This window comes from Bacillus sp. ok061, assembly GCF_900108285.1.
In the GTDB taxonomy this organism is placed as follows: Bacteria; Bacillota; Bacilli; order Bacillales; family Bacillaceae_G; genus Bacillus_A; species Bacillus_A thuringiensis_S.
The window spans coordinates 19457-44940 of record NZ_FNUW01000011.1 but is presented as its reverse complement, the minus strand read 5'-3'; the positions used below and the strand labels follow the sequence as shown (position 1 = coordinate 44940).

Genomic DNA, 25484 nt, shown 5'->3' with positions numbered 1-25484 from the left:
AAGGACGGTGCAAAGCATGCGTAAACCAATTATCGCAGGTAACTGGAAAATGAATAAAACTCTATCTGAAGCAGTTAGCTTCGTAGAGGAAGTTAAAGGTCAAATCCCAGCAGCTTCAGCTGTTGATGCAGTAGTTTGCTCTCCAGCTCTATTCTTAGAGCGCCTTGTAGCAGCAACTGAAGGAACTGATTTACAAGTAGGTGCACAAAACATGCACTTCGAAAAAAATGGTGCATTCACTGGTGAAATTAGCCCAGTAGCACTTAGCGACTTAAAAGTAGGCTACGTAGTACTTGGCCACTCTGAGCGTCGTGAAATGTTTGCTGAAACAGATGAATCAGTAAACAAAAAGACTCTAGCAGCATTTGAACATGGTTTAACACCAATCGTATGTTGTGGTGAGACTTTAGAAGAGCGCGAAAGCGGAAAAACATTTGATCTAGTAGCAGGTCAAGTGACAAAAGCACTTGCAGGTTTAACAGAAGAGCAAGTTAAAGCAACTGTTATCGCTTATGAGCCTATCTGGGCTATCGGTACAGGTAAATCTTCTTCTTCTGCAGATGCAAATGAAGTATGTGCGCACATCCGTAAAGTTGTTGCAGAAGCTGTTTCTCCAGAAGCTGCAGAAGCTGTTCGTATTCAATACGGCGGTAGCGTAAAACCAGAAAACATTAAAGAGTATATGGCACAATCTGACATCGACGGCGCTTTAGTTGGCGGTGCTAGCTTAGAGCCTGCTTCGTTCTTAGGTCTTCTGGGGGCGGTAAAATGAGAAAGCCAACAGCTTTAATCATCCTTGACGGTTTCGGACTTCGTGAAGAAACTCACGGGAATGCTGTAGCGCAAGCTAAGAAACCTAATTTTGATGGTTACTGGAACAAATTCCCTCATACAACGCTTACAGCTTGTGGTGAGGAAGTAGGTCTTCCAGAAGGTCAAATGGGTAACTCTGAGGTTGGTCACTTAAATATTGGTGCTGGCCGCATAGTATATCAAAGCTTAACACGCGTAAACGTTGCAATTCGTGAAGGTGAGTTCGATCAGAACGAAACATTCCAAAATGCAATTAAAAGCGTAAAAGAAAAAGGTACTGCTCTTCATTTATTCGGTTTACTTTCTGATGGTGGTGTGCATAGTCACATGAACCATATGTTTGCTCTTCTTCGCTTAGCAGCAAAAGAAGGTGTGGAGAAAGTTTATATCCATGCGTTCTTAGACGGCCGCGATGTTGGACCACAAACAGCAAAAGGTTATATCGATGCAACAAATGAAGTAATTAAAGAAACAGGAGTAGGACAATTCGCGACTATCTCTGGTCGTTATTACTCCATGGACCGTGACAAGCGTTGGGATCGCGTAGAAAAATGTTACAGTGCTATGGTGAATGGTGAAGGCCCTACTTATAAATCAGCAGAAGAGTGTGTAGAAGACTCTTATGCGAACGGTATCTATGATGAATTCGTATTGCCGTCTGTAATTGTTAACGAAGATAACACGCCAGTTGCAACAATCAATGATGATGATGCAGTTATCTTCTATAACTTCCGTCCAGACCGTGCAATTCAAATTGCTCGTGTATTTACAAACGAAGACTTCCGTGAGTTCGATCGTGGTGAAAAAGTACCTCACATTCCAGAATTCGTATGTATGACACACTTCAGTGAAACTGTAAATGGTTACGTGGCATTCAAGCCAATGAACCTTGATAACACTTTAGGTGAAGTTGTTGCGCAAGCGGGATTAAAGCAACTTCGCATCGCGGAAACTGAAAAGTATCCGCACGTTACATTCTTCTTTAGCGGTGGTCGTGAGGCTGAATTCCCAGGAGAAGAGCGTATCTTAATTAACTCACCGAAGGTTGCAACGTATGACTTGAAACCTGAAATGAGCATTTACGAAGTAACGGACGCTTTAGTAAATGAAATCGAAAATGATAAACATGATGTTATCATTCTTAACTTTGCAAACTGTGATATGGTTGGCCATTCTGGGATGATGGAACCAACGATTAAAGCAGTAGAAGCAACTGACGAATGTTTAGGAAAAGTTGTAGAAGCGATTCTTGCAAAAGATGGTGTAGCACTTATTACTGCTGACCATGGTAATGCCGATCAGGAGTTAACTGCTGATGGCGAGCCGATGACAGCTCATACAACTAACCCGGTTCCTTTCATCGTTACAAAAAATGATGTAGAGCTTCGTGAAGGTGGTATTTTAGGAGATATCGCTCCAACAATGCTTACACTTTTAAATGTGGAACAACCGAAAGAAATGACAGGTAAAACAATTATTAAATAATTTGCTTATATAAAAAGGAGAGAATTTATTATGTCAACAATTATTGATGTTTATGCTCGCGAAGTCCTTGACTCTCGTGGTAACCCAACTGTAGAAGTAGAAGTTTACACAGAAAGCGGTGCTTTCGGACGCGCTATCGTACCAAGTGGTGCATCTACTGGTGAGCACGAAGCAGTAGAATTACGTGACGGTGACAAATCTCGTTACCTTGGTAAAGGTGTTGTTAACGCAGTAAACAACGTTAATGAAATTATCGCTCCAGAAATCGCTGGTTTCGATGTAACTGACCAAGCTGGTATTGACCGTGCTATGATCGAATTAGATGGCACTCCAAACAAAGGTAAACTAGGCGCTAACGCTATCCTTGGTGTATCTATGGCAGTAGCTCACGCAGCAGCTGACTTCGTAGGTCTTCCATTATACCGTTACCTTGGTGGATTCAATGCAAAACAATTACCAACTCCAATGATGAACATCATCAACGGTGGTTCTCACGCTGATAACAACGTTGACTTCCAAGAGTTCATGATCTTACCAGTTGGTGCTCCAACATTCAAAGAATCAATCCGTATGGGTGCTGAAGTATTCCATGCACTTAAAGCTGTATTACATGACAAAGGTCTTAACACTGCAGTAGGTGACGAAGGTGGATTCGCTCCAAACCTTGGTTCTAACCGTGAAGCTTTAGAAGTAATCATCGAAGCTATCGAAAAAGCTGGTTACAAAGCTGGCGAGAACGTATTCTTAGGAATGGACGTTGCTTCTTCTGAGTTCTACAACAAAGAAACTGGTAAATATGACCTTGCAGGCGAAGGCCGTACTGGCTTAACTTCTGCAGAAATGGTTGATTTCTACGAAGAGCTTTGCAAAGACTTCCCAATCATCTCTATCGAAGATGGTTTAGACGAAAACGACTGGGATGGTCACAAATTATTAACTGAGCGTATCGGTGATAAAGTACAATTAGTTGGTGACGATTTATTCGTAACTAACACTCAAAAACTTGCTGAAGGTATCGAAAAAGGTATCTCTAACTCAATCTTAATTAAAGTTAACCAAATCGGTACTTTAACTGAGACTTTCGAAGCTATCGAAATGGCTAAACGTGCTGGTTACACAGCAGTTGTATCTCACCGTTCTGGTGAAACTGAAGATGCTACAATCGCTGACATCGCAGTTGCAACTAACGCTGGCCAAATCAAAACTGGTTCTATGAGCCGTACTGACCGTATTGCTAAGTACAACCAATTATTACGCATCGAAGACGAACTAGGCGAAATCGCTGTTTACGATGGTATCAAATCTTTCTATAACATCAAACGATAATTGTAGAAAATAACGACAGACCGTGAGAAATCACGGTCTGTTTTTTTATGCTAAAATTGTTCACCAGTCATAAGTGACATGAAATGTTTGAAGAAGCGGTTATAATCAAAATCAATTGCTATTTGATGACTCGGCCAATCAATAAATGGCTTAGATTCTCCTAAAGAGCGAAATTCTCTAATGCTTGCCCCCTGCGCATAGGATTCTGTCATGACAACGATAGGTGATTTGTGATAGGTAAACATAGAGTTATCAAGTAAAGCGAGTATTGGCATTGTGTCATGGAAGGGGCTACCCTTTAAATGTGGTAGGGCGTCTTTATAATATCCGTAGTAATAATGATCGAATAAAGGTTTGACAAGTGGGGCTTTTCCTTTTGTTTCAATATACTCCGCCATCTCGGGTGTAATGACGGAATATTGGGTGACGTTTAATGGGTATATGTACATGTTAGCTGTAGATTGGAGGACTATATTAGCAGCAGTAGGATCGCCATAAAAGTTTGCTTCGGAAATAGGGGTAACATTACCAGGGTGTAAAAAGGCACCGCCCATTACGTAGTAAGATTTAACTTGCTTCATTAACTGTTTACATACGATGAATAAAATTGCTAGGGAGGTAAGTCTTCCTAAACTTACAATGATTAATTCATCTTTATACTGCTCAATAAGAGGAATAACTTCAAAAAAATTCTCCATTTCTCCGTTAGTCACATTCACCTTTGGAATAATTGGCCCAAGCCCCTGTTTCCCATGTACATCCGTAAAAAATGCAGGTGGGGCACCAGTAAGAGGACGTTCTGAACCACCGAATATCTTGATATTTCTATTCTTTGTTTCGTTATTAAAAAAATGAGCATTTTGTACGGCCATTTTTTTCGGGACATTGCCGTAATCAGCAACAATACCGATAATTTCTATTTCATCAATAAAGAAAGCTAAGAGCAGAGCCATCGTATCATCAATCCCAGGATCACAAAAAATGAGAACTTTTTTGGGCATATGTTCACCACCTATCTTGTTTATCCCGTACAAACCCGCTTGATGAAGGCTAACAATCAGTATGGATGTGGGAATCCTCATGGATTAAAGTTTCACTTTATATATATGTAAGCTTAAGGATAAAAAGATTATTTTATTGAAATAATAGTCTTATAAATTCAGAAAATAAAAACTTTTTATATTAGGTCAAGGTTTTTGACGTAATTTCTGTTTGGAAATGCAGTCATATCAAGGTTGTAAGCGTATAACATAGGCTGTTTTTGCTGTCAAGTTGATAAATTGCAGCTTTTTACAATTTATACTATGATAAAGATATTAACAGAAGATCGTATAAACATGAGGGATGATGAACATGAAATTTACAAAGATTCTTGTCCAAATTGCTGCTCTTTACGTGTTTTATATGGTTGGAACTTGGGTGCAAGAAATGCTAAATATTCCAATTCCAGGAAGTTTGATTGGGATGTTCCTCTTACTTGTTTTACTTAGCCTAAAAGTTCTTCCAGTGAAATGGTTCGATTTAGGAGCAGAAACACTCGTTGCTATTATGCCGTTTTTATTAATTCCGCCAACGCTTGGCTTAATGAATTACGGTGCTTTTTTTATGAGTAAAGGAATTTCTCTTTTCATTACAGTTGTAGCGAGTACATTTTTAATTATTATTGTCGCAGGACATACAGGACAATATCTTGCGAATAGGAAGGAAAGAGAGTCGCGATGAGCCAAATATTAATCGGAATCGGTTGGGTTCTTTTTACGGTGCTATTATATCAATTATCTAAAAAAATCTATAAATTATTTCCAACACCATTCACCATTCCAATGCTTGTAGCAACAGGATTAATGGCTTTCCTATTTATCGTGCTTGATATACCATATCAACATTATATGGAAAGTGGTGGTGGCTGGATTGCAAAGCTACTTGGACCCGGTGTTGTAGCATTTGCAATTCCTCTTTATAAACAACGTCATATTCTGCAAAAATATGTTGTACCGATTGCCGGCGGGGTATTAGTAGGTACAACAGTTGCAATCGCTAGTGATTTTGCCATTGCTTCACTTATGGGAACAGATAAAAGCTTAATCTTATCGTCTTTACCAAAATCGGTGACAATGCCAGTTGCGATGAGCGTTTCTGAACAAGTTGGTGGTGTACCTTCCTTAACAGCAGCTTTCGTTGTTATCGCAGGTATTACTGGAACGATTACAGGACCTCTCTTATTAAAATGGAGCCGTGTTACAAACTCAGTTGGTAAAGGTATCGGATTTGGATGTGCTTCTCATATTATGGGCGTTATGAGAGCGATGAAAAATAACGAACATGAAGGTGTTATTGGATCGGTAACAATGACATTAACAGCAATTTTGACATGTTTACTTGGACCGTTATTTGCAATGATGTTTATGTAATAGAAGAAAAGCGAGAGCGACTCTATAGCTCTCGCTTTTCTATAGGATTTATGCTACAGTTACAATAACTGAATCTTTGTAGGAGGTACGCCAAGTGCATACGTTATTATCCGTTTTACTTATTACTGTATCGATTTTAATGATTGTTATGGTACTTATGCAGTCTAGTAATAGCTCAGGCCTTTCAGGTGCAATTTCAGGCGGTGCAGAGCAATTATTTGGTAAGCAAAAAGCACGTGGAATTGAAGCGGTATTAAACCGTATTACAATCGTTTTAGCTGTATTGTTCTTTGTATTAACAATTGCTGTTACGTACTTAAACTTATAGAATTGAAAGAAGAAGCGTTAGTAAGATGTACTAATGGTTCTTCTTTTTTTGTTTTGCTATTTGAAAGATGTTTCTAATTAGATTATAGAAATATAAATATGGTACACTAGATATAGAAAGAATACGACTAGATTACAGAAGAGAAAGAGGAGAAGTACATGATGAAATTAGCATCTCCGAAACCATTTACATTTGAGGGTGGAGACCGCGCTGTTTTATTACTACATGGATTCACAGGGAACTCAGCTGATGTACGTATGTTAGGGCGTTTCTTAGAAAAGAAAGGCTATACTTGTCATGCGCCAATTTATAAAGGGCACGGTGTACCACCAGAAGAGCTTGTTCATACAGGGCCTGAAGATTGGTGGCAAGATGTAACGGAGGCATATCAGCTTTTAAAAGATAAAGGTTTTGAGGAAATTGCTGTTGTTGGATTGTCACTTGGCGGCGTATTTTCTTTAAAATTAGGTTATACAGTACCGGTTTTAGGTGTAGTACCAATGTGTGCACCGATGTATATTAAGAGCGAAGAAACGATGTACCAAGGTATATTGGCATATGCCCGCGAATATAAAAAGCGTGAGCAAAAATCACCAGAGCAAATCGAACAAGAAATGTTGGAATTCCAAAAGACACCGATGAATACATTAAAAGCATTACAACAATTAATTGCTGACGTACGTAACAATGTGGATATGATTTATGCACCAACATTTGTTGTACAAGCCCGTCATGACGAAATGATTAATACAGATAGTGCTAACATTATTTATAACGGTGTAGAATCTACGTTAAAAGACATTAAATGGTATGAAGACTCTACGCATGTCATTACACTTGATAAACAACGTGACGAGCTACATGAGGATGTATATAACTTCTTGGAGCAACTAGATTGGTAAGATCTAGTTGCCTCTTTTTTTCATAAGGAATTTTTTGTGAAAACTGTAAAAATCATAAGGGGAGTATTGAAGTTTCGCTTTATACATCCCCTATCTTTCGGATACACTAAATAATATAAGGTTTTAAAGGAGGTATTTTTGCTTGGAAGAAATTACACAAGAACATATTGATAAGTTGTTATTATTTATGAGAGAAGAAGCGTATAAACCGCTAACGATACAAGAGTTAGAAGAGGCATTTGGAATTGAAGGTTCTGAGGGCTTTAAAGATTTTGTAAAGGCACTTGTAATGATGGAAGAGAAGGGGCTTGTTATTCGTACACGTAGCAACCGTTACGGTCTTCCTGAAAAGATGAATTTAGTAAGAGGTAAGTTAATTGGACATGCACGTGGCTTTGCATTCGTTGTACCAGACGAGAAGAAAACGGGAGACGATGATCTTTTCATCCCGCCTACAGAATTAAACGGTGCACTTCATGGCGATACAGTATTAGCACGCCTTAGTTCTCAATCGAGCGGTTCACGTCAAGAAGGTTCAATTGTACGCATTTTAGAGCGTGGAACGAAAGAACTTGTTGGTACATATACAGAATCGAAAAACTTTGGCTTTGTTATACCTGACAATAAGCGCTGGACGAGTGATATCTTTATCTTGAAAAGTGCATCAATGGGTGCTGTAGAAGGTCATAAGGTAGTTGTGAAAATTACGAGCTACCCAGAAAACCGTTTAAGTGCAGAAGGTGAAGTTATTCAAATTCTAGGTCATAAAAATGATCCAGGAGTAGATATTTTATCTGTCATTCATAAACATCATTTACCTTTAGCATTCCCTGAAGAAGTGATGGAGCATGCAAACAGTGTACCAGAAACGATTTCAGAAGAAGATTTAAAGAATCGCCGTGATTTACGTGATCAAATGATCGTAACGATTGATGGTGCAGATGCGAAAGATTTAGATGACGCTGTTACAGTAACGAAGCTTGAGAACGGCAATTACAAGCTAGGCGTTCACATTGCGGATGTAAGTCATTACGTTCAAGAAGGTTCTCCAATTGATGTAGAAGCAGCGGAAAGAGCGACAAGTGTGTATCTTGTTGACCGTGTAATTCCGATGATTCCACATCGTCTATCTAACGGTATTTGCTCATTAAATCCGAAAGTAGACCGTCTGACATTATCTTGTGAAATGGAAATCAATAACTTAGGTGATGTTGTTAAACACGAGATTTTCCAAAGTGTGATTAAAACGACAGAGCGTATGACGTATGCTGACGTAAGAAGCATTTTAGAAGATGAGGACGAAGAGTTAATTAAGCGTTATGAGCCATTAGTACCGATGTTTAAAGAGATGGGGCAATTGGCACAAATTCTACGTGAAAAACGTATGCGCCGTGGTGCAATTGACTTTGACTTTAAAGAAGCGAAAGTATTAGTAGATGAAGAAGGAAAACCGACTGATGTTGTCATGCGCGATCGCTCTGTATCAGAGAAGTTAATTGAAGAATTTATGCTTGTTGCGAATGAAACAGTAGCAGAGCACTTCCACTGGATGAACGTACCGTTTATGTACCGTGTCCATGAAGATCCGAAAGAAGATAAGCTTGAGCGTTTCTTCGAGTTTGTAACGAACTTCGGATATGCGGTAAAAGGACGTGCGAATGAAGTGCACCCTCGTGCGCTGCAACAAATTCTTGAAATGGTTCAAGGACAGCCTGAAGAAGTAGTTATTTCAACGGTTATGCTTCGTTCTATGAAGCAAGCTCGTTACGATGCGGATAGTTTAGGGCATTTCGGTTTATCAACTGAGTTCTACACACATTTCACATCACCAATTCGTCGTTACCCAGATACAATCGTTCATAGATTAATTCGTGAATACATTATTAATGGTAAAGTAGACAATGAAACGCAAGCAAAATGGCGTGAAAAATTACCTGAGATTGCAGAGCACTCTTCTAATATGGAACGCCGTGCTGTTGAAGCAGAGCGTGAAACAGATGAGATGAAAAAAGCAGAGTATATGGTTGATAAGATCGGTGAAGAGTATGACGGTATGATTAGCTCTGTAACAAACTTCGGTTTATTTGTAGAGCTTCCAAATACAATTGAAGGTCTTGTACACGTTAGCTACTTAACGGATGATTACTACCGTTATGACGAGCAGCATTTCGCTATGATCGGAGAGCGTACAGGAAACGTATTCCGCATCGGTGACGAAATTACAATTCGTGTTATTAACGTAAATAAAGATGAGCGTGCAATCGACTTTGAAATCGTTGGCATGAAAGGTACACCTCGTCGTAAGTTCAAAGATCGTCCAGTCGTTATCGAGCAGCCAAGAACAGGCAGAAAGAAACGCGGTGGACGTAGCGAGCGCAGTAATGAGCGCGGCGGTGAACGTGGCACAGGTAGAAAATTTGACCGTGGTGGCAAAGGAAAAGGAAGAGGATCCGCATCTGCATCCACATCCGCATCCGCAAGTCAGCCAGGGAAAAAAGATGGTAACGGCAAGAAGAAAAAAGGATTTTTCGAAAACGTACCAGGATTCAAGAAGAAAAAGAAAAAGCGTAAGTAAGAAAAGGATGGCTTCGCTTTGATGAAAAGCGGAGCCTTTTCTTTTTTTATTGGTGGCTTGAGAACGAGCCACTTTCGCTTTTTATTAACATTTGTTACAATAGTAAAAATAGAGGAGGGACGTTATATGCCAAAAGGTACAGGTAAGGTTATTGCACAAAATAAAAAAGCGTTTCATGATTATTTCATCGAAGAAACATACGAAGCAGGGCTTGTCCTTCAAGGAACGGAAATTAAGTCGATTCGCGCTGGTCGCGTGAACTTGAAAGATGCGTTTGCACGTATACATAATGGTGAAGTATGGGTTCATAATATGCACATTAATACATACGAACAAGGGAATCGTTTCAACCATGATCCACTTCGTACGAGAAAATTACTTCTTCATAAAAAAGAAATTGATAAGCTAGCGGGCGCTGCAAAAGAAACAGGTTACGCATTAGTTCCACTTAGAATCTATTTGAAAAATGGATTTGCAAAAATGGCACTTGGTTTAGCAAAAGGTAAGAAACAATATGATAAACGTCACGATTTAAAAGAGAAAGAAGCGAAACGTGAAATTGCACGCGTGTTCCGTGATCGCCAAAAGATGTAATACAGATATTTACATTTGTAAAACCGCGCGCGTATGATATAATAACTTATGTAAGGTTGTTGCACATTGAAAAACAGCTCTTAGTAGCTATCACGATATTTTCTTCGTATGCTCCATTTTTATCATGGGGACGTTACGGATTCGACAGGGATAGTTCGAGCTTAGGTTGCGAGTCGAGGGGATCGGCCTCGTTAAAACGTCAAAGCCTATAATTGGCAAACAAAACAATCTTTCTTTAGCTGCTTAATTGCACTAAAGGTTCCTCCCTCCATCGTCCATGTGGTAGGGTAAGGGACTCAAACTAAGTGGACTACGCCGGAGTTCGCCGTCTGAGGGCGAAGGAAGAGAACAATCAGACTAGCAACTTGGAAGCCTGTCGATAGGCCGAAGAGTTTGCGAAATGCTAATATATCGACTACACTCGTAGAAGCTTAAGTGCCGATATTTTTGGACGTGGGTTCGACTCCCACCGTCTCCACCAATACATATTTGGTGGTTTTTTTATTTTGTGTGTGATTTGAACCATAAATTTGCCACTTTGGCAAGGTTATGGTTCTTTTTGTTTGCGGCAAACTTATGCTTCAAATTTTTATGTTTAGGGGTCAACATACATACCCAATAACCTATTGTTAAAAATAGCATTTTAAGAGCTATTTCTTACACACGATATGCAACAATTAAATACATGAAATTTTAAGGTATCCCCTAAAAAAAATATCTTTCACTGTGCTTATAAAAATTTAGCTTATCTTAAGGTACTAAAAATAAAGTGAGAGAAATTGCTGTCTACTTCCGATTATGTATTAAAAAGTTTAATATAGGGATTAAAAAATTATTTGACAATCTAAATATAAAAGGATATTATCTTACACTGTAAGATAATAAAAAAAGGAGGGGACTCAATGTTTTATAAAAAGTTGGCAGCAGAGTTTTTTGAATTTATGGTAAAAGCACAAAATAGATCGATGGGACCACTTGATACGCAAGAATTTTCTCGTGGCGAAATGGGAATCTTGGTGTATTTAACATTTAAAAAGGATGGAGTAACCTCTGGACAATTAAGTGAGGCTTTATATGTAAGTACTGGTCGAATTGCTACCGCTCTTAAAGGTCTTGAAAAAAAGAATTTAATTGAGCGTCGTACGGATTCTACGGATAAGCGTAGAGTCAATGTATATATTATGGAGGCTGGTAAACAAATCATCTTAGAGAAACATGAGCAAGCACTTAAGAAGATGGAGATGAAACTGCAAAAGCTTGGGAAAGAAGACGCACAGAAGTTTGTAGAACTTTCGAAACGTGTGTTCTCATAATCGTATATAAAACACCTTATAGACTTTAAAAAATAGGCAGTTTTCATGAGTATTATTAAATTTGCAGTTCAACACTGGACTGCATAAAAATTTATTATATATCTTACACTATAAGATAAAAGGGGCATTGATATGTTGAAAATATTTAAATATTTGAAAAGGAATGAATGGATACTTGTTCTATTTAGTATAGCATTCATTACGGTACAGGTTTGGCTGGACTTAAAGCTACCGGACTATATGGCTGAAATCACGACATTAATCCAAATGGAAGGTACGAACTTTTCTCAAATTATTGAACCTGGAGCATATATGCTACTCTGTGCAGTAGGAAGTATGGTTACTGCTGTTATCGTAGGATACTTTGCTGCTAAGGTTGCAGCGGGATTATCAAAACGTCTACGCGGATTAGTTTTTGATAAAACTTTATCTTTTTCGTTGGAAGAAATTAATCGTTTTTCGATAGCAAGTTTGATTACTCGTTCAACTAATGATGTTACGCAAATTCAATTTATTGTGGCAATGGGATTACAGATAATTGTAAAAGCGCCAATTCTAGCTGTTTGGGCAATCATGAAAATTTCAGGGAAAAGCTGGCAATTGACAACAGCGACGGGTATAGCAGTTGTCGTTTTATGCATGATGTTAGCTGTGATTATTCTATTTGCAATACCAAAGTTCAAAATCATTCAAACTCTTACTGATAATTTAAACCGTGTAACTCGTGAGAACTTGACAGGGATGCGCGTTGTACGTGCTTATAACGCTAAGGACTATGAAGAAAATAAATTTGAAAAAGCTAATATGGAATTAACAAAAACAAATCTTTTTGCAAATCGTTTAATGGCAATTATTGGACCAGGGATGACTGCAATTATGTCCGGTTTAAGTGTTGCGATTTATTGGATTGGTGCTTATTTGATTAACGAAGCACAGATGGTAAATCGAATTACAATTTTCTCGGATATAGTTGTTTTCTCATCGTATGCCATGCAAGTTGTAATGGCATTTATGATGGTAAGTATGATTTTTATTATGTTACCTCGTGCTACGGTATCAGCAAAACGTATTATGGAAGTACTTGAAACAGAAGCGAAAATTACAGATGGTACAGTTACAGAAGGAAAACCAGGTATTGTAGGAGAGATTGAGTTCCGCAATGTTAGCTTTAAATATCCAGATTCAGAGAACCATATTCTTCGTAATATTAGCTTTACTGCAAAAAAAGGAGAAACGGTAGCTTTTATTGGATCCACGGGGAGTGGAAAAACAAGTTTGGTAAATCTAATTCCTCGTTTCAATGATGTTTCTGAAGGGGAAGTATTGGTTGATGGCATAAATGTAAAAAATTATAGACAAGAAACTCTACACGATAAAATTGGTTACGTTTCACAATCGTCTGTGTTATTCAGTGGTACTGTAACTTCGAACGTATCCTATGGAGAATCTGGACATATGGATTCGTCACTAAATGCTGTCAAAGAAGCATTGGAAATTGCACAAGGGAAAGAATTCGTGGAAAAACTTGAAGGACAATATGAAGCGCAGATATCACAAGGTGGTACAAACGTATCTGGGGGACAAAAACAGCGTATATCGATTGCACGTGCAATTTATCGGAAACCAGAAATTTATATATTCGATGACTCGTTTTCAGCATTAGACTACAAAACAGACAGGGTTCTACGTTCTGCTTTAAGAAAAGAAACGAAGGATGCCACTACCTTAATTGTTGCACAGCGTATCGGAACAATTAAAGACGCAGACCGCATTATTGTGCTTGAAGAGGGAGAAGTAGTTGGGAATGGAACACATGAACAATTAATGGATAGCTGCGAGACGTATCAAGAGATTGCATATTCTCAGCTTTCGAAGGAGGAATTGACTGATGGCCAAAAATGATTATACCATTGGAGATCATGAAAAAAACTCAAAAAATGGGAGACAGATGGGCGGAGGGCTTAGTCCAATGGGTGGCAGGGCCCAAGGGCAAAAAGTAAACAATTTTAAAAAAACGATTCAACAGCTGATTTCCTACTGTAAGTCTTATGTACCCATTGTTATTTTTGCCTTAATATTAGCTTTTGTGGGTTCTGCATTTAATGTATATGGCCCAGATAAATTAAGTGAAATGACAGACCTTATCCAAGAAGGGATTAGGGGTGACATTGATTTAGGTGCAATCAAAAATATTGGAATCATTTTAGTGGTTCTCTACGGATTAGGCTTGGTATTTAATTATATACAAGGTTTTATAATGGCAACGGTAACACAAAAAATCACAAAAAAAATGCGTACAGAATTATCGCAAAAAATGAATCGAATCCCTTTAAGTTACTTTGATAAAATGAGTTATGGAAATATATTAAGCCGTGTAACAAATGATGTTGATACAATTGGCCAAACGCTAAATAATAGCCTAGGACAATTAGTAACGGCAATCGCAACTTTTGTTGGTGCATTAATAATGATGTTCTATACAAACTGGATTATGGCTATAACAGGAATTGTTGCAACCTTAATTGGATTTATTTTAATGACATTGATTATGAAGCGTTCTCAAAAATACTTTGTACAACAGCAGGCTGAACTAGGGAAAATCAATGGACATATTGAAGAAATGTATGCAGGTCACCATATCGTAAAAGCATATAACGGCGAAAAGGAAGCAAAAGAAGTGTTCCATACAATCAATGATCGTCTTTTTGATAATGCTTGGAAATCACAGTTTATGTCTGGGATTATGATGCCTATCATGCAGTTTATCGGGAACTTTGGGTATGTAGCAGTTTGTATTGTTGGTGCATTACTTGTGACAAATGGTGTAATTACAATTGGAACAATCGTTGCCTTTATGGTCTATATTCGTTTGTTCACACAGCCATTATCACAATTAGCACAAGCTGCAACGAATCTGCAATCTACAGCAGCAGCAAGTGAACGTGTATTTGAATTTTTAGAAGAAGAAGAATTATCAAATGAAAGTGAAAAAACACTGAGATTAGATAATGTCAAAGGAGATGTGGAATTTAAGCATGTTAAATTTGGCTATGATAAAGATCGTCTTATCATTAAAGACTTCTCTGCTAAAGTGAATGCAGGACAAAAAGTAGCTATTGTAGGTCCAACGGGTGCTGGAAAAACGACATTAGTAAATTTATTAATGCGATTTTATGAACTGAACAGTGGCGAAATTACTATTGATGGTGTTCCTATAAATCAATTAACTCGTGAACATGTGCATGATCTATTCTGTATGGTACTTCAGGATACATGGCTATTCGAGGGGACGATTCGCGAAAATATTGTCTATTCAAAGGAAAATGTTTCAGATGAAGAAATTATAGCAACATGTAAAGCAGTTGGGCTGCATAATACGATTAAAAACTTATCTAACGGTTATGATACCTTATTAAATGATAAAGCGAATTTATCAGCTGGACAAAAACAATTAATTACGATTGCCCGTGCGATGATTGAAAATGCCCCATTATTAATTCTAGATGAGGCTACGAGCTCAGTTGATACACGTACGGAATTATTAATTCAAAAAGCAATGGATCGTTTAACAGTTGGGAAAACATCCTTTGTCATTGCACACCGTCTTTCGACGATAAAAAATGCTGACTTGATCTTAGTGATGAAAGAGGGAGACATTTTAGAAACAGGAAACCATGAGGAGTTACTAGCAAAAGGTGGATTCTATGCGGATCTGTATAATAGTCAATTTGAATCAGTCTCTTAAGTATTGATTACTAACTTCTTTCTCAGGATCCTTGAGGCTAAAAGCTAGTGACTGAAGTACGAAGGTTTAGTAGGTAGGGCTAGAAATAGATATAGACTCTTTCCAGACCATAAAATTAATTTACTGGGTGAGGTTGGTTGAACAAAGACGAGTTTTGAGATTATTGCTCACGTAATTTAAATATCTTATGTTGGGCATACTATTCAGTTGTGCCATAGGTCAAAAAATTTAGCAAATATGTAAAGCTCCATTAAATTAAAAATGGAGCTTACTTTTTTTATACATTAAACCTTCAAAGTTTCAGGTGCTACATTTTCCGAATGGATATCATCTCCATTCAGTACTCCATGCATTTAGAAGCCAAAAAATCAATCCATTTCCTAATAAATTTTGGTTAAACCATCGTGACAACGTGTCATATTTTCCCTTTGACGTATGACATGTTGTCATGTACTATTGATTTACACCCAGTTGTGACACATTGTCACATTCTAGTTAGATTGGAGGGAAAAAATGCCTAAACAAACATTTTTTAATTTAGCAAGTGAAAAAAAAGAAGCATTAATTCAAGCAGCAATGAAAGAATTTTCAAGAGTTCCATTATTTGAAGCATCGATTTCCAATATCATCAAAGATGCTGGAATACCGAGGGGGAGCTTTTATCAATACTTTGAGGGTAAAGAAGATGTTTTCTTCTTTTTATTAGATGAATATTCCAAAAGAGACAATGAAAAATTCATTTCGATATTAAAAGAAAAGGATGGGGATTTATTTGACGCATACATTGAGTTATACCAATATATGCTAACGAAATTTCAAAACCTAGAAAATAGAAACTTTTTTAGAAATGCCTTTTTGAATATGAATTATAAAGTCGAAAATACATTGACTCGAAATGTGAACGAGGAAAACTATAAGAGTCGATTATCAGAAATCATGGTTTTAATAAATACAGAAAAATTGAACATTATAGAAGAAGGAGAAATATTTCATATCATGAAAATTATCATGATGGTGACATTTCAAAATCTTATTCAAAGTTTCGCAAAGGAAATCCCTTTTGATGAGTCGGTGAAAAACTATGCTTTAGAACTTTCTTTGCTTAAAAAAGGGTTTTATAAGGGGGGCGAATAAATGAAATTTTTAGAAGGCAAAGAAATGAGGGAATCCCAAATGGAAGATATGCAAAAATGGGGTCAGTTTTTATTACCTTATAAGTTTGCTTTAGACGAAATGAAAACAAAAATCACTATTATAGCTGAGGAAGCAAAATATTTAAATAATCACAATCAAATTGAACATATTAAGACCAGACTCAAATCTTTAGAAAGTATTCAATCAAAACTTGATAGAAAGAAAATTGCGCCTTCCCTGTTAAATACGAAAGAACATTTGTATGATATTGCTGGGATGAGAATTATTTGTCCTTTTGTAAGTGACATCTATGATATCTATTCGCAATTATCTAACCGAAATGATATCGAGATTGTACAAGTGAAAGATTATATCACAAACCCAAAACCAAATGGATATCAAAGTTTACATGTAATTGTTCAAATTCCTGTGACACTATCCAAAAGTGTAGAGAAGGTTTATGTTGAAATTCAGCTTCGCACCTTAGCGATGGATTTTTGGGCTAGCCTAGAACATAAAATTTATTATAAGTATGATAAAGAAATCCCTTGCTACCTTGAAAAAGAACTTAAAGAGGCAGCGGAAACAGTAAAATCTCTGGATGAAAAAATGAAAGATATCCATAAAAAAGTAAAAGATTTAAATTGTTAAACAATGCTATGGAACCAAGGAAAGGAAAGAGAATCTTTAAATATAGAAATAAAAAAAATTTGAGGGAGATGCATGCGTTTGGCCGAAACTGCACAAAGATAACTACAACATCAACGATTGCCTATGTTCCAAATTATTAAGCGGGCTATAGCTATAATCATTGGAGCGCTATTAATGGCCACAGGACTCGAAATTTTCTTAATTCCTAATCAGGTTATTGATGGAGGCATTACCGGAATCTCGATTATGCTTTCTCACCTCACCGGATTAAATTTAGGTATCTTCCTATTTATATTAAACCTTCCTTTTGTTTTCATGGGCCATAAACAAATTGGAAAAACATCCGCATTTTCTACTGTTTTTGGTATTTTAACTTTATCAATTTTAACTACACTTTTTCACTCAATTCCTGCATTTACAGATGATATTCTTCTTGCTACTATTTTTGGAGGCATGGCACTTGGGGTTGGTCTAGTCATTAGATATGGCGGGGCATTAGACGGTACAGAAATCCTGGCGATTTTAATTAATAAAAAGATTCCTTTTTCTGTAGGAGAAATTGTTATGTTTTTTAATGTTTTTATTTTAGGAGCTGCAGGATTCGTATTCAGTTGGGATCGCGCAATGTATTCCATTTTAGCTTATGTCATTGCATCGAAGGCAATTGATACTGTAGTTAATGGTTTTGAACAATCGAAATCTATATGGATTATCAGTGAACAGCAGGAAGAACTTGGCGAAGCAATAAATTCAGAATTAGGTCGTGGGGTCACATATCTTCACGGCGAAGGTGCTTATACGGGGGATAACAAAAAGTTATTTTTTGCATTATTAACCGACTTGAAGAGGCTAAATTAAAATCTTTAATTGAAGAACTAGATCCATCTGATTTCCTAGCCGTAGCAGATATTACAGAAGTACGTGAAGGAAGATTTAAAAAACGAGATATACATTAGTGTTAAAAATATCACAATATATGCCGCTTACAAGTTGATTTAGGTGGCTATCAATTGTTTGTAACTAAATTTACAAAGATATATCGCCACGGTAATTATAAAAAATATATAAATTACCATAAAACCCCAAACAATTTATTTATAATCCGTTTTATCAATTTCCTCCACGATTCTTTGCATAAGGAATTCTATTCCAATACATGGTATGATAAGTAGTGGTTCAATATTTAACCAAGTTAATTATAAATTAAGTTATATAAATAAGGAGTGTTTATTATGTCAAAAGTACTTTTTATTAATTTCCCCGGAGAAGGCCATGTGAATCCGTCAATTGGAATTGTAAGTGATTTGATACAACGAGGCGAACAAATTATTTATTATTGTATTGAAGATTATAGAGATAAAATTGAAAAGACAGGTGCAGAATTTCGAACATATGAAAACTTTATGCCAAAAAGAGATATTAATACGGATGTTAAACAAAAAGCTAATCAGTTAGATATGTTATTTAACATGATTTCTGCCATGGATAGAATAATAAAAGATATTTTATCCGAAATCGAAGGTGAACAATTTGATTATGTAATTTATGATCATCATTTTGCGGTGGGATATATTATAGCATCTGCTTTACAATTACCAAAGATTTCTTCATGTACAACGTTTGCTTTTAATGATTCTATTTCGTTATTCGGGAAAGATAATTCTGGGTATTCAGGCGGGAATGCTCCTTTGAATAAAAATTGTATAGACATTATTAACAAATGGAAAGAACAATACGGAGTCATGTACGATAGCTTCCCTGACATTTTAAGTAATCCAGGAGATATTACTATTGTATATACTTCGAAAGAGTACCAACCGTATGCGAATGAATTTGATGATTCTTTTATATTTGTCGGACCTTCCATCACACCGCGTCATGATGTGGGAGATTTTCCTATAGAAGATTTAAAAAATAAAAAAGTGATTTTCATCTCTATGGGAACTATAGTTAATCAACAACAAACTTTATATGAAAAATGCTTTGAAGCCTTTAAAGACATACCTGCAACAATTGTATTAGCAGTTGGTAAAAAAACAGATATAGAACAATTTAAAAATGTTCCTCCGAATTTTATTCTATATAAATATGTTCCACAATTAGAAGTATTAAAGCATACAGATGTATTCATTACACATGGAGGAATGAATAGTTCCAGTGAAGCGCTATATTATGGGGTACCATTAGTCGTAATACCTATTTCAGGAGATCAACCTTTAGTTGCTAAAAGAGTAACTGAATTAGGAGCGGGTATTCATTTAGACAAAACGAGCTTAACTCCAGAAATATTACGGGAAGAGACAGAAGCAGTACTATATAGAAAAGAATTCAAAGAAAATAGCTGTAAAATTAGGAACTCTTTCCAAATGGCAGGGGGATATAAAAAAGCAGTTGATGAAATTCTGCACGTTCTTTCAAAAACAAACTATAAGAAATAAATAATGGAACAAATCTAATGAATTATATGAACTATAAAGGAACTTTCTATATAAGGAAGTTCCTTTTTTATTGGTATCTTCATAAAAAAATTCTAAAAGAACTAGGATATATAAACGTAACTTAAAATAAATGGATCTTAGTGAGTAATGTACGACAATAAGAGTAAGCTGTTTAGGTTTTATCATTAACTATACAAACTTGGGGTTTTATAGGATAGAATCGTAACGAATTTTTGTTTTTTTATTGTACTTGTGGCAACCTTATGGGTTAATTAGGTACTCACGGCAACATTATACTTCTAATTTTTTGGTTATCTATTTTGAAAATGTGTTGTTCATGGCAATTTTATGATTCAAACCATGGTAATTTTATGGTTCAAATCACATTTTGTATGATCTGAACCATAACTTTGTCAGGTTGGCGAGGTTATGGTTCTTTTTGTTTGTGGTTGTATAGAATACTTAAGTTGATGGGGCGGTATCCCTGAAACAGAGAATAAAAAATGGTTATTGATGATAAACAGGTAGATACTATAGCTGCTAGTAAACGCCCAATTGGTGAGTGTTTATTAAAGTTTCACTTTATTCGAATCTTCATATGTTTTGTGTTTTTATCCATACCTATTGTAAGATTATATAGAGTTCTCCTAATAAGCTGTTTTAATGGATTATTTAGGAATTTTAAATTTATAAATCTTAAATTGTTTTTTCAGGATAATTTTTTTATCTAAATAAGTTATATTGAAGTAGAGGTGAACCATCGGTGAGGCAGGTGTTAGTAATTAAGAATGAAAGGTCTTTAGCGAAGAAAATTGTAAGCGGTCTAACGCAAGAAGGCTATTTCATTTTAAAACTTCACAATGAAAACGAAGGTTTAAATATAATATATGAACAAGATTGGGATATTATCGTATTAGATTGGGATTCATTAAGTATATCGGGACCGGAAATTTGCAGACAAATACGACTTGTTAAAACGACACCGATCATTATTGTGACTGACAATATTTCTAGTAAGGATTGCGTAGCAGGGTTACAAGCAGGAGCAGATGATTATATAAGAAAACCATTTGCGAAAGAAGAATTAGTAGCAAGGGTTCAAGCTATTTTAAGGAGAAGTGATTGTAACCAGCAAAATGAGACGAATTTTTTTCAGTTTAAAGATCTCTTTGTTGATGCATCTAGCAATATTGTGAAAAAGGGTGGCGAAAACCTCTCGCTTACTAAGCGCGAGTACGACTTACTTGTATTTTTAATCAAGAATAAAAACACAATATTGAGCCGTGAAATGCTTTTGAATCAAGTTTGGGGATATAACGTAGTAGTAAATCCAAATGTAGTAGATTTATATATTGGGTATGTAAGAAAAAAGTTAAAGTGCGAGAAGAAAGACAGATATATTCAAACGATACATGGTAGAGGTTATTCAATGACTGAATGATAAAATAAGGTAATAGAAAAAAGAGTAAAACTGTTTCATTCAGTTTTACTCTTTTTTCTATTGAATCTAATAATCAAATAGTTTCTTAGAAATATTAAAAGACGTAAAAAAATGGATTATAAAAATATTAGCTATTAATGAGCGTGTTTTGTAGAGGAAATCATGGTTAATCAACACGCCTGACTTCACATATTACTTTTTATGCCTGATTTTATGAATTCACACCATTCACAAGATTTTCACAGAATTAATGACTATACTAATTAACAGGATGTTCAAATGAAAATGATTATCAATAGCGATTCAATTGAATAAAAGTTACTTTCTAATTCAATCTATGGATGTCATCATTTTCGAAATAAATCACACTATAAGGAGTATACATATGAAAAAATCTATGCTTTTAAAATTAGTGAGTATTCTAGCAATTTTCACTTTAATGTTAGTAGCTTGCTCAGATTCAAGTAAAGAAACTTCGAAGGCTAATAATAAAGATAATGGTAGTGATAAGCCAAAAACGGTTGAAATCACTGATGCTCATGGAACTGTTAAAGTCCCTGTAAACCCAAAGAATGTAGTTGCTTTGGATAACAGAACTTTTGAAACTTTATCTGATTGGGGAATTAAATTAGCGGCTGCTCCGAAGGATGTAATGCCTGCAGATTCAGCATATGTAAAGGATAATTCAGTTCAAAATATTGGAAATCACCGTGAACCAAATCTTGAAATTATTGCAGCTGCAAATCCAGAACTTGTAATTGTTGGTCAAAGATTTGCTGGTCATTACGAAGAAATTAAAAAATTAGTACCAAATGCAGCTGTTATTGATCTTAATTTTGATGTTTCTGAGAAAGCTACTAAGCCTGGCGAAAACTTAGTAAAAGGACTTAAAGATTCTACAGTTACTTTAGGAAAAATCTTTGATAAAGATAAAGAAGCAAAAAAATTAGTAGCTGATTTTGATAAATCTATTGAAAACGCAAAATCTGCTTATAACGGAAAAGATAAAGTTATGAGTGTTATCGTTACTGGTGGGAATATTGGTTTTGCTGCTCCACATTCTGGTCGTGTTTGGGGACCAATGTATGAAATTTTCGGTTGGGTTCCAGCATTAGAAGTTTCTAATTCTACTGCAGGTCATAAAGGTGACGACGTTTCTGTTGAAGCTATTGCACAAACAAATCCTGATTGGATTTTCGTATTAGATCGTGATGCTGCAACATCTGATGCAGCTACTTCAGCTCCAGCTAAGGATGTTATTTCTAAATCACCTGCTCTTCAAAACACAACTGCTGTTTCTAAAAACCAGGTTATTTATGCACCAGAAGATACTTACACAAATGAATCAATTCAAACTTATATAGAGTTGTTTGGAAATATTGCAAAAACTTTAGCTAAGTAGTGTAAAGGAGTACGAAGCAGTGTCAAAAAATATAATTTCTAGGGTTGAGAATATTTCTCAACCCCAGTTTTATAATCACAATAAATTATGGACAAAACCTTTTATAATAGCGATTATAGTTGTTATAATTTTAGGGATTATATCACTGTTTACTGGAGTTTATGATATACGTGGACAAGAGGACGGAATGGAGATGTTTTTCATAACTCGTGTTCCGAGAACAGTTGCATTAATGCTTACTGGAGCTGCAATGGCGATGGCAGGGCTCGTAATGCAACTCATTACACAGAATCGCTTTGTTGAACCTACTACAACAGGGACTATTGAATGGTCAGGCTTAGGCCTGCTTTTTGTATATTTACTATTTCCTGCCCCAACTTTAGTTCAAAGAATGACTGGTGCAATCATTTTTTCTTTTATAGGAACTATGATTTTCTTTCTATTTTTAAGAAGAGTTAAGCTTCGTTCGTCTTTAATTGTCCCGATTATTGGATTGATGCTTGGAGCAGTAATTTCTGCAGTGTCTACTTTTTTGGGACTCCTTTTTCAAAAGACGCAAAGTATTGAAACTTGGTTCGTAGGTTCATTTGCTAACGTTCAGGTGGGAAGATATGAATATTTATGGCTGATTGTTATCATTACTTTTCTTATTTTTATGTATGCTAATAGATTGACTTTAGCTGGACTAGGAGAAGATGTCGCAACAAGCCTTGGAGTTAATTACAATAGAATTGTTCTTTTGGGGACTGCTCTTATCTCTGTTGCAGTTGGAATTGTTGCAGCTGTTATTGGACACTTGCCTTTCTTAGGATTAATTGTGCCAAATATCGTTTCAATGTTTAGAGGTGATGATCTTAGGAGTAATTTACCTTGGGTTTGTGTGATCGGAATGGGGTCAATAACTGCCTGTGACATCATTTCTCGAACAATTATACAGCCTTTTGAAGTACCTGTTTCTTTAATACTTGCAACAGTGGGAGCAGTCGTGTTTATTACTATTTTATTGAGACAAAGAAAACCAAGGAGGCTGCGATGATCACATTAGATTATAGAAATAAAGAAAATGTCGAAATCGATTCTAGCCTTCATAATGAAAGTAGATCGGCCAGTGCTTTTCGGTCTAAGAAGGAAGCAAGACGTTATTGGATTTTACTGATTACATTGATTGCTTTAGGTCTCCTTTCTTCGTATGGACTTTTAGTTTATAACAATCCAGTTCCGATAGATTCACCTTCTTTTATTCCAGTTGTTAAGAGAAGGATAGTAGCTATTGTTGCAATGATTATCGCTGCAGTTTGCCATAGCTTGTCGACAGTTGCTTTCCAATCTATTACGAATAATAAAATTATTACTCCTTCGCTTTTAGGTTTCGAATCACTTTATTCAGCAATTCAAACGAGTACAATATTCTTCTTTGGTGCTAGTGCATTAATAAATTTTAATGGAATTGGATCATTTTTATTCCAAGTTGTTGTTATGGTCTTCATGAGTTTGATACTTTATGGATGGTTACTTTCCGGTAAATACGGGAATTTACAACTTATGCTTTTAGTTGGAATTATTATTGGTACCGGGCTAAATTCTGTGTCAACTTTCATGAGAAAACTACTTGCGCCTTCAGAATTTGATATTTTACAAGCAAGATTATTTGGTTCTGTTAATCATGCAGACCCTGCATATTTTCCTATTGTAATTCCTATGATCATAATTGTAGCAGTATTAATTTTGGCTCATTCTAAGAATTTGAATGTTTTGTCACTAGGAAAAGATGTTGCTACTTCTTTTGGCGTTAAATATCAACCTAGTGTAATTTATACGCTTGTATTAGTAGCTATTTTGATGTCCATTTCAACAGCTCTAATTGGACCACTTACTTTCTACGGCTTTTTAGTAGCAACTTTGAGTTATCAGGCAGCGTCAACTTATGATCATAGATACATTTTTTCGATGGCTTTTGCTATAGGATTTTTAATAATGACGAGCGCATACTTTTTAATGTATCATGTATTCCATGCTCAAGGTGTAGTTTCAGTTATTATTGAATTATTTGGTGGAATCATATTCTTAACTATAGTTTTAAGGAAGAGGGCTTTATGATAAAAATTGATAATGTTAAAAAGTTCTATACTGATAAGGTGAAGATAGGACCTTTGGATATTGAAATACCAAAAGCAGGCTTTACTTCTTTAATTGGACCAAATGGTGCTGGAAAGTCAACGACACTTTTGATGATTGGCAGACTTTTAGATATGGATGAAGGTCAAATTCAGGTAGCAAATATGGATGTTTCTGAATCTAAATCAAAAGACTTAGCAAAAATTTTGACTATATTGCGACAAGAAAATCATTTTGTAACTAGGCTTACTGTTAGACAATTAGTTGGATTTGGGCGCTTTCCTTATTCAAAGGGAAGATTGACTAAAGAAGATGAGGTTATCATTTCTAAATATATCGATTTCTTAGATTTAACTAGTTTAGAGAATAGATATTTAGATGAGCTTTCTGGTGGTCAAAGACAAAGGGCATATGTAGCGATGGTATTGTGCCAAGAGACGGAATATGTACTTTTGGACGAACCTTTGAACAACCTTGATGTTGCTCGTTCTGTTCAAATGATGGAGCATTTGAGACGTGCAGCTAATGAATTTGGAAGAACAATTTTGACTGTTATGCATGACATAAATTTTGCAGCTAAATACTCGGATAAAATTTGTGCTATGAAAGATGGACAAATTGCTGCTTTCGGAACAGTAGAAGAGGTTATGGACCCAACACTTTTGACAGATATTTTTGAAACAAAAATAGAGATTATTAATGGTCCTTATGGGCCAATCGCAGTTTATTAGTTATAAAATGTCTTGCGTAGATTATGCAAGACACTCTAGTTGAAGTTGCTGTCTATATTTTATAGGCAGCAGCTTTTTTT

General features: G+C 36.0%; 21 protein-coding genes, 1 other RNA gene and 1 pseudogene. 22 read left to right on the top strand and 1 reads right to left on the bottom strand.

Annotated features, from left to right (window positions below; translation table 11 throughout):
* The first annotated feature begins 16 nt into the window (after positions 1 to 16).
* The 3 genes from tpiA to eno are packed head-to-tail and all read left to right on the top strand — an operon-like array spanning position 17 to position 3624.
* Positions 17 to 772, top strand: coding sequence for a triose-phosphate isomerase (gene tpiA, locus C4S65_RS16015; protein ID WP_001231042.1), 756 nt, complete (start codon positions 17 to 19; stop codon positions 770 to 772).
* Positions 769 to 2298, top strand: a complete 1530-nt coding sequence (gene gpmI, locus C4S65_RS16010; protein WP_061666152.1) for a 2,3-bisphosphoglycerate-independent phosphoglycerate mutase — start codon at positions 769 to 771, stop codon at positions 2296 to 2298. Before tpiA ends, gpmI begins: the two co-directional genes overlap by 4 nt.
* A gap of 30 nt (positions 2299 to 2328) precedes the next feature.
* Complete coding sequence (eno, locus tag C4S65_RS16005) at positions 2329 to 3624, top strand: phosphopyruvate hydratase (RefSeq protein ID WP_000103951.1); 1296 nt, start codon at positions 2329 to 2331, stop codon at positions 3622 to 3624.
* Between the two features lie 50 nt (positions 3625 to 3674).
* Here the strand turns inward: eno and C4S65_RS16000 are convergent, their stop codons facing one another.
* Positions 3675 to 4625 carry a nucleoside hydrolase gene (locus C4S65_RS16000; protein WP_098838514.1) on the bottom strand — a complete coding sequence of 317 codons (951 nt, stop codon included), beginning with the start codon at positions 4623 to 4625 and terminating at the stop codon, positions 3675 to 3677.
* Positions 4626 to 4977: 352 nt separating this feature from the next.
* On the opposite strand from C4S65_RS16000, the gene C4S65_RS15995 reads away from it, so the two are divergent.
* The 19 genes and pseudogenes from C4S65_RS15995 to C4S65_RS15905 all read left to right on the top strand — a co-directional run bounded on the left by C4S65_RS15995 (position 4978) and on the right by C4S65_RS15905 (position 25404).
* Entirely contained in the window at positions 4978 to 5346 is a 369-nt protein-coding gene (locus C4S65_RS15995; RefSeq protein WP_000673222.1) for a CidA/LrgA family holin-like protein, read from the top strand.
* Complete coding sequence (locus C4S65_RS15990; RefSeq protein ID WP_000078303.1) at positions 5343 to 6035, top strand: LrgB family protein; 693 nt, start codon at positions 5343 to 5345, stop codon at positions 6033 to 6035. The genes C4S65_RS15995 and C4S65_RS15990 overlap by 4 nt, the downstream gene beginning before the upstream one ends.
* 94 nt (positions 6036 to 6129) lie before the next feature.
* Positions 6130 to 6363: a preprotein translocase subunit SecG gene (gene secG, locus C4S65_RS15985; RefSeq protein ID WP_000557266.1), complete on the top strand. Its 234-nt coding sequence runs from the start codon at positions 6130 to 6132 to the stop codon at positions 6361 to 6363.
* Positions 6364 to 6524: 161 nt separating this feature from the next.
* Positions 6525 to 7265, top strand: coding sequence for a carboxylesterase (estA, locus tag C4S65_RS15980; protein ID WP_176543119.1), 741 nt, complete (start codon positions 6525 to 6527; stop codon positions 7263 to 7265).
* Positions 7266 to 7407: 142 nt separating this feature from the next.
* Positions 7408 to 9840, top strand: coding sequence for a ribonuclease R (gene rnr, locus C4S65_RS15975; protein WP_097960168.1), 2433 nt, complete (start codon positions 7408 to 7410; stop codon positions 9838 to 9840).
* Positions 9841 to 9966: 126 nt separating this feature from the next.
* Complete coding sequence (gene smpB / locus C4S65_RS15970; protein ID WP_001123917.1) at positions 9967 to 10434, top strand: SsrA-binding protein; 468 nt, start codon at positions 9967 to 9969, stop codon at positions 10432 to 10434.
* 126 nt (positions 10435 to 10560) lie between these two features.
* Positions 10561 to 10915: a transfer-messenger RNA gene (gene ssrA, locus C4S65_RS15965) on the top strand.
* A 421-nt stretch (positions 10916 to 11336) separates the two neighbouring features.
* Entirely contained in the window at positions 11337 to 11747 is a 411-nt protein-coding gene (locus C4S65_RS15960) for a MarR family winged helix-turn-helix transcriptional regulator (RefSeq protein WP_086407207.1), read from the top strand.
* 132 nt (positions 11748 to 11879) lie between these two features.
* Positions 11880 to 13649 (top strand): ABC transporter ATP-binding protein, encoded by a 1770-nt coding sequence (locus C4S65_RS15955; RefSeq protein WP_086407208.1) that lies wholly within the window; start codon positions 11880 to 11882, stop codon positions 13647 to 13649.
* Positions 13636 to 15492 (top strand): ABC transporter ATP-binding protein, encoded by a 1857-nt coding sequence (locus C4S65_RS15950; protein WP_086407209.1) that lies wholly within the window; start codon positions 13636 to 13638, stop codon positions 15490 to 15492. Before C4S65_RS15955 ends, C4S65_RS15950 begins: the two co-directional genes overlap by 14 nt.
* Before the next feature lie 513 nt (positions 15493 to 16005).
* Positions 16006 to 16626: a TetR family transcriptional regulator gene (locus tag C4S65_RS15945; protein WP_086407210.1), complete on the top strand. Its 621-nt coding sequence runs from the start codon at positions 16006 to 16008 to the stop codon at positions 16624 to 16626.
* A gap of 39 nt (positions 16627 to 16665) precedes the next feature.
* Complete coding sequence (locus C4S65_RS15940) at positions 16666 to 17277, top strand: GTP pyrophosphokinase family protein (RefSeq protein ID WP_033667507.1); 612 nt, start codon at positions 16666 to 16668, stop codon at positions 17275 to 17277.
* Positions 17278 to 17400: 123 nt separating this feature from the next.
* Positions 17401 to 18233 (top strand): annotated as a pseudogene (locus C4S65_RS15935) (YitT family protein).
* 276 nt (positions 18234 to 18509) lie between these two features.
* Entirely contained in the window at positions 18510 to 19715 is a 1206-nt protein-coding gene (locus C4S65_RS15930) for a macrolide family glycosyltransferase (RefSeq protein ID WP_086407211.1), read from the top strand.
* Between the two features lie 763 nt (positions 19716 to 20478).
* Positions 20479 to 21156, top strand: a complete 678-nt coding sequence (locus tag C4S65_RS15925; RefSeq protein WP_001250261.1) for a response regulator transcription factor — start codon at positions 20479 to 20481, stop codon at positions 21154 to 21156.
* A gap of 385 nt (positions 21157 to 21541) precedes the next feature.
* A complete protein-coding gene (locus C4S65_RS15920; RefSeq protein ID WP_086407212.1) occupies positions 21542 to 22558 on the top strand; it encodes a siderophore ABC transporter substrate-binding protein in 1017 nt (338 codons plus the stop codon).
* A 19-nt stretch (positions 22559 to 22577) separates the two neighbouring features.
* Positions 22578 to 23594, top strand: a complete 1017-nt coding sequence (locus C4S65_RS15915) for an iron chelate uptake ABC transporter family permease subunit (RefSeq protein ID WP_086407213.1) — start codon at positions 22578 to 22580, stop codon at positions 23592 to 23594.
* Positions 23591 to 24655 (top strand): iron chelate uptake ABC transporter family permease subunit, encoded by a 1065-nt coding sequence (locus C4S65_RS15910; protein WP_103945288.1) that lies wholly within the window; start codon positions 23591 to 23593, stop codon positions 24653 to 24655. Before C4S65_RS15915 ends, C4S65_RS15910 begins: the two co-directional genes overlap by 4 nt.
* Positions 24652 to 25404 (top strand): ATP-binding cassette domain-containing protein, encoded by a 753-nt coding sequence (locus tag C4S65_RS15905; protein ID WP_000590056.1) that lies wholly within the window; start codon positions 24652 to 24654, stop codon positions 25402 to 25404. Before C4S65_RS15910 ends, C4S65_RS15905 begins: the two co-directional genes overlap by 4 nt.
* Positions 25405 to 25484 lie beyond the last annotated feature (80 nt).

What these genes read in the sequence shown, in the direction of transcription:
- tpiA (WP_001231042.1), top strand. Translation starts at nt 17, where the DNA reads ATGCGTAAACCAATTATCGCAGGTAACTGGAAAATGAATAAAACTCTA.
- gpmI (WP_061666152.1), top strand. Translation starts at nt 769, where the DNA reads ATGAGAAAGCCAACAGCTTTAATCATCCTTGACGGTTTCGGACTTCGT.
- eno (WP_000103951.1), top strand. Translation starts at nt 2,329, where the DNA reads ATGTCAACAATTATTGATGTTTATGCTCGCGAAGTCCTTGACTCTCGT.
- C4S65_RS16000 (WP_098838514.1), bottom strand. Translation starts at nt 4,625, where the DNA reads ATGCCCAAAAAAGTTCTCATTTTTTGTGATCCTGGGATTGATGATACG.
- C4S65_RS15995 (WP_000673222.1), top strand. Translation starts at nt 4,978, where the DNA reads ATGAAATTTACAAAGATTCTTGTCCAAATTGCTGCTCTTTACGTGTTT.
- C4S65_RS15990 (WP_000078303.1), top strand. Translation starts at nt 5,343, where the DNA reads ATGAGCCAAATATTAATCGGAATCGGTTGGGTTCTTTTTACGGTGCTA.
- estA (WP_176543119.1), top strand. Translation starts at nt 6,525, where the DNA reads ATGAAATTAGCATCTCCGAAACCATTTACATTTGAGGGTGGAGACCGC.
- smpB (WP_001123917.1), top strand. Translation starts at nt 9,967, where the DNA reads ATGCCAAAAGGTACAGGTAAGGTTATTGCACAAAATAAAAAAGCGTTT.
- C4S65_RS15960 (WP_086407207.1), top strand. Translation starts at nt 11,337, where the DNA reads ATGTTTTATAAAAAGTTGGCAGCAGAGTTTTTTGAATTTATGGTAAAA.
- C4S65_RS15955 (WP_086407208.1), top strand. Translation starts at nt 11,880, where the DNA reads ATGTTGAAAATATTTAAATATTTGAAAAGGAATGAATGGATACTTGTT.
- C4S65_RS15950 (WP_086407209.1), top strand. Translation starts at nt 13,636, where the DNA reads ATGGCCAAAAATGATTATACCATTGGAGATCATGAAAAAAACTCAAAA.
- C4S65_RS15945 (WP_086407210.1), top strand. Translation starts at nt 16,006, where the DNA reads ATGCCTAAACAAACATTTTTTAATTTAGCAAGTGAAAAAAAAGAAGCA.
- C4S65_RS15940 (WP_033667507.1), top strand. Translation starts at nt 16,666, where the DNA reads ATGGAAGATATGCAAAAATGGGGTCAGTTTTTATTACCTTATAAGTTT.
- C4S65_RS15930 (WP_086407211.1), top strand. Translation starts at nt 18,510, where the DNA reads ATGTCAAAAGTACTTTTTATTAATTTCCCCGGAGAAGGCCATGTGAAT.
- C4S65_RS15920 (WP_086407212.1), top strand. Translation starts at nt 21,542, where the DNA reads ATGAAAAAATCTATGCTTTTAAAATTAGTGAGTATTCTAGCAATTTTC.
- C4S65_RS15910 (WP_103945288.1), top strand. Translation starts at nt 23,591, where the DNA reads ATGATCACATTAGATTATAGAAATAAAGAAAATGTCGAAATCGATTCT.
- C4S65_RS15905 (WP_000590056.1), top strand. Translation starts at nt 24,652, where the DNA reads ATGATAAAAATTGATAATGTTAAAAAGTTCTATACTGATAAGGTGAAG.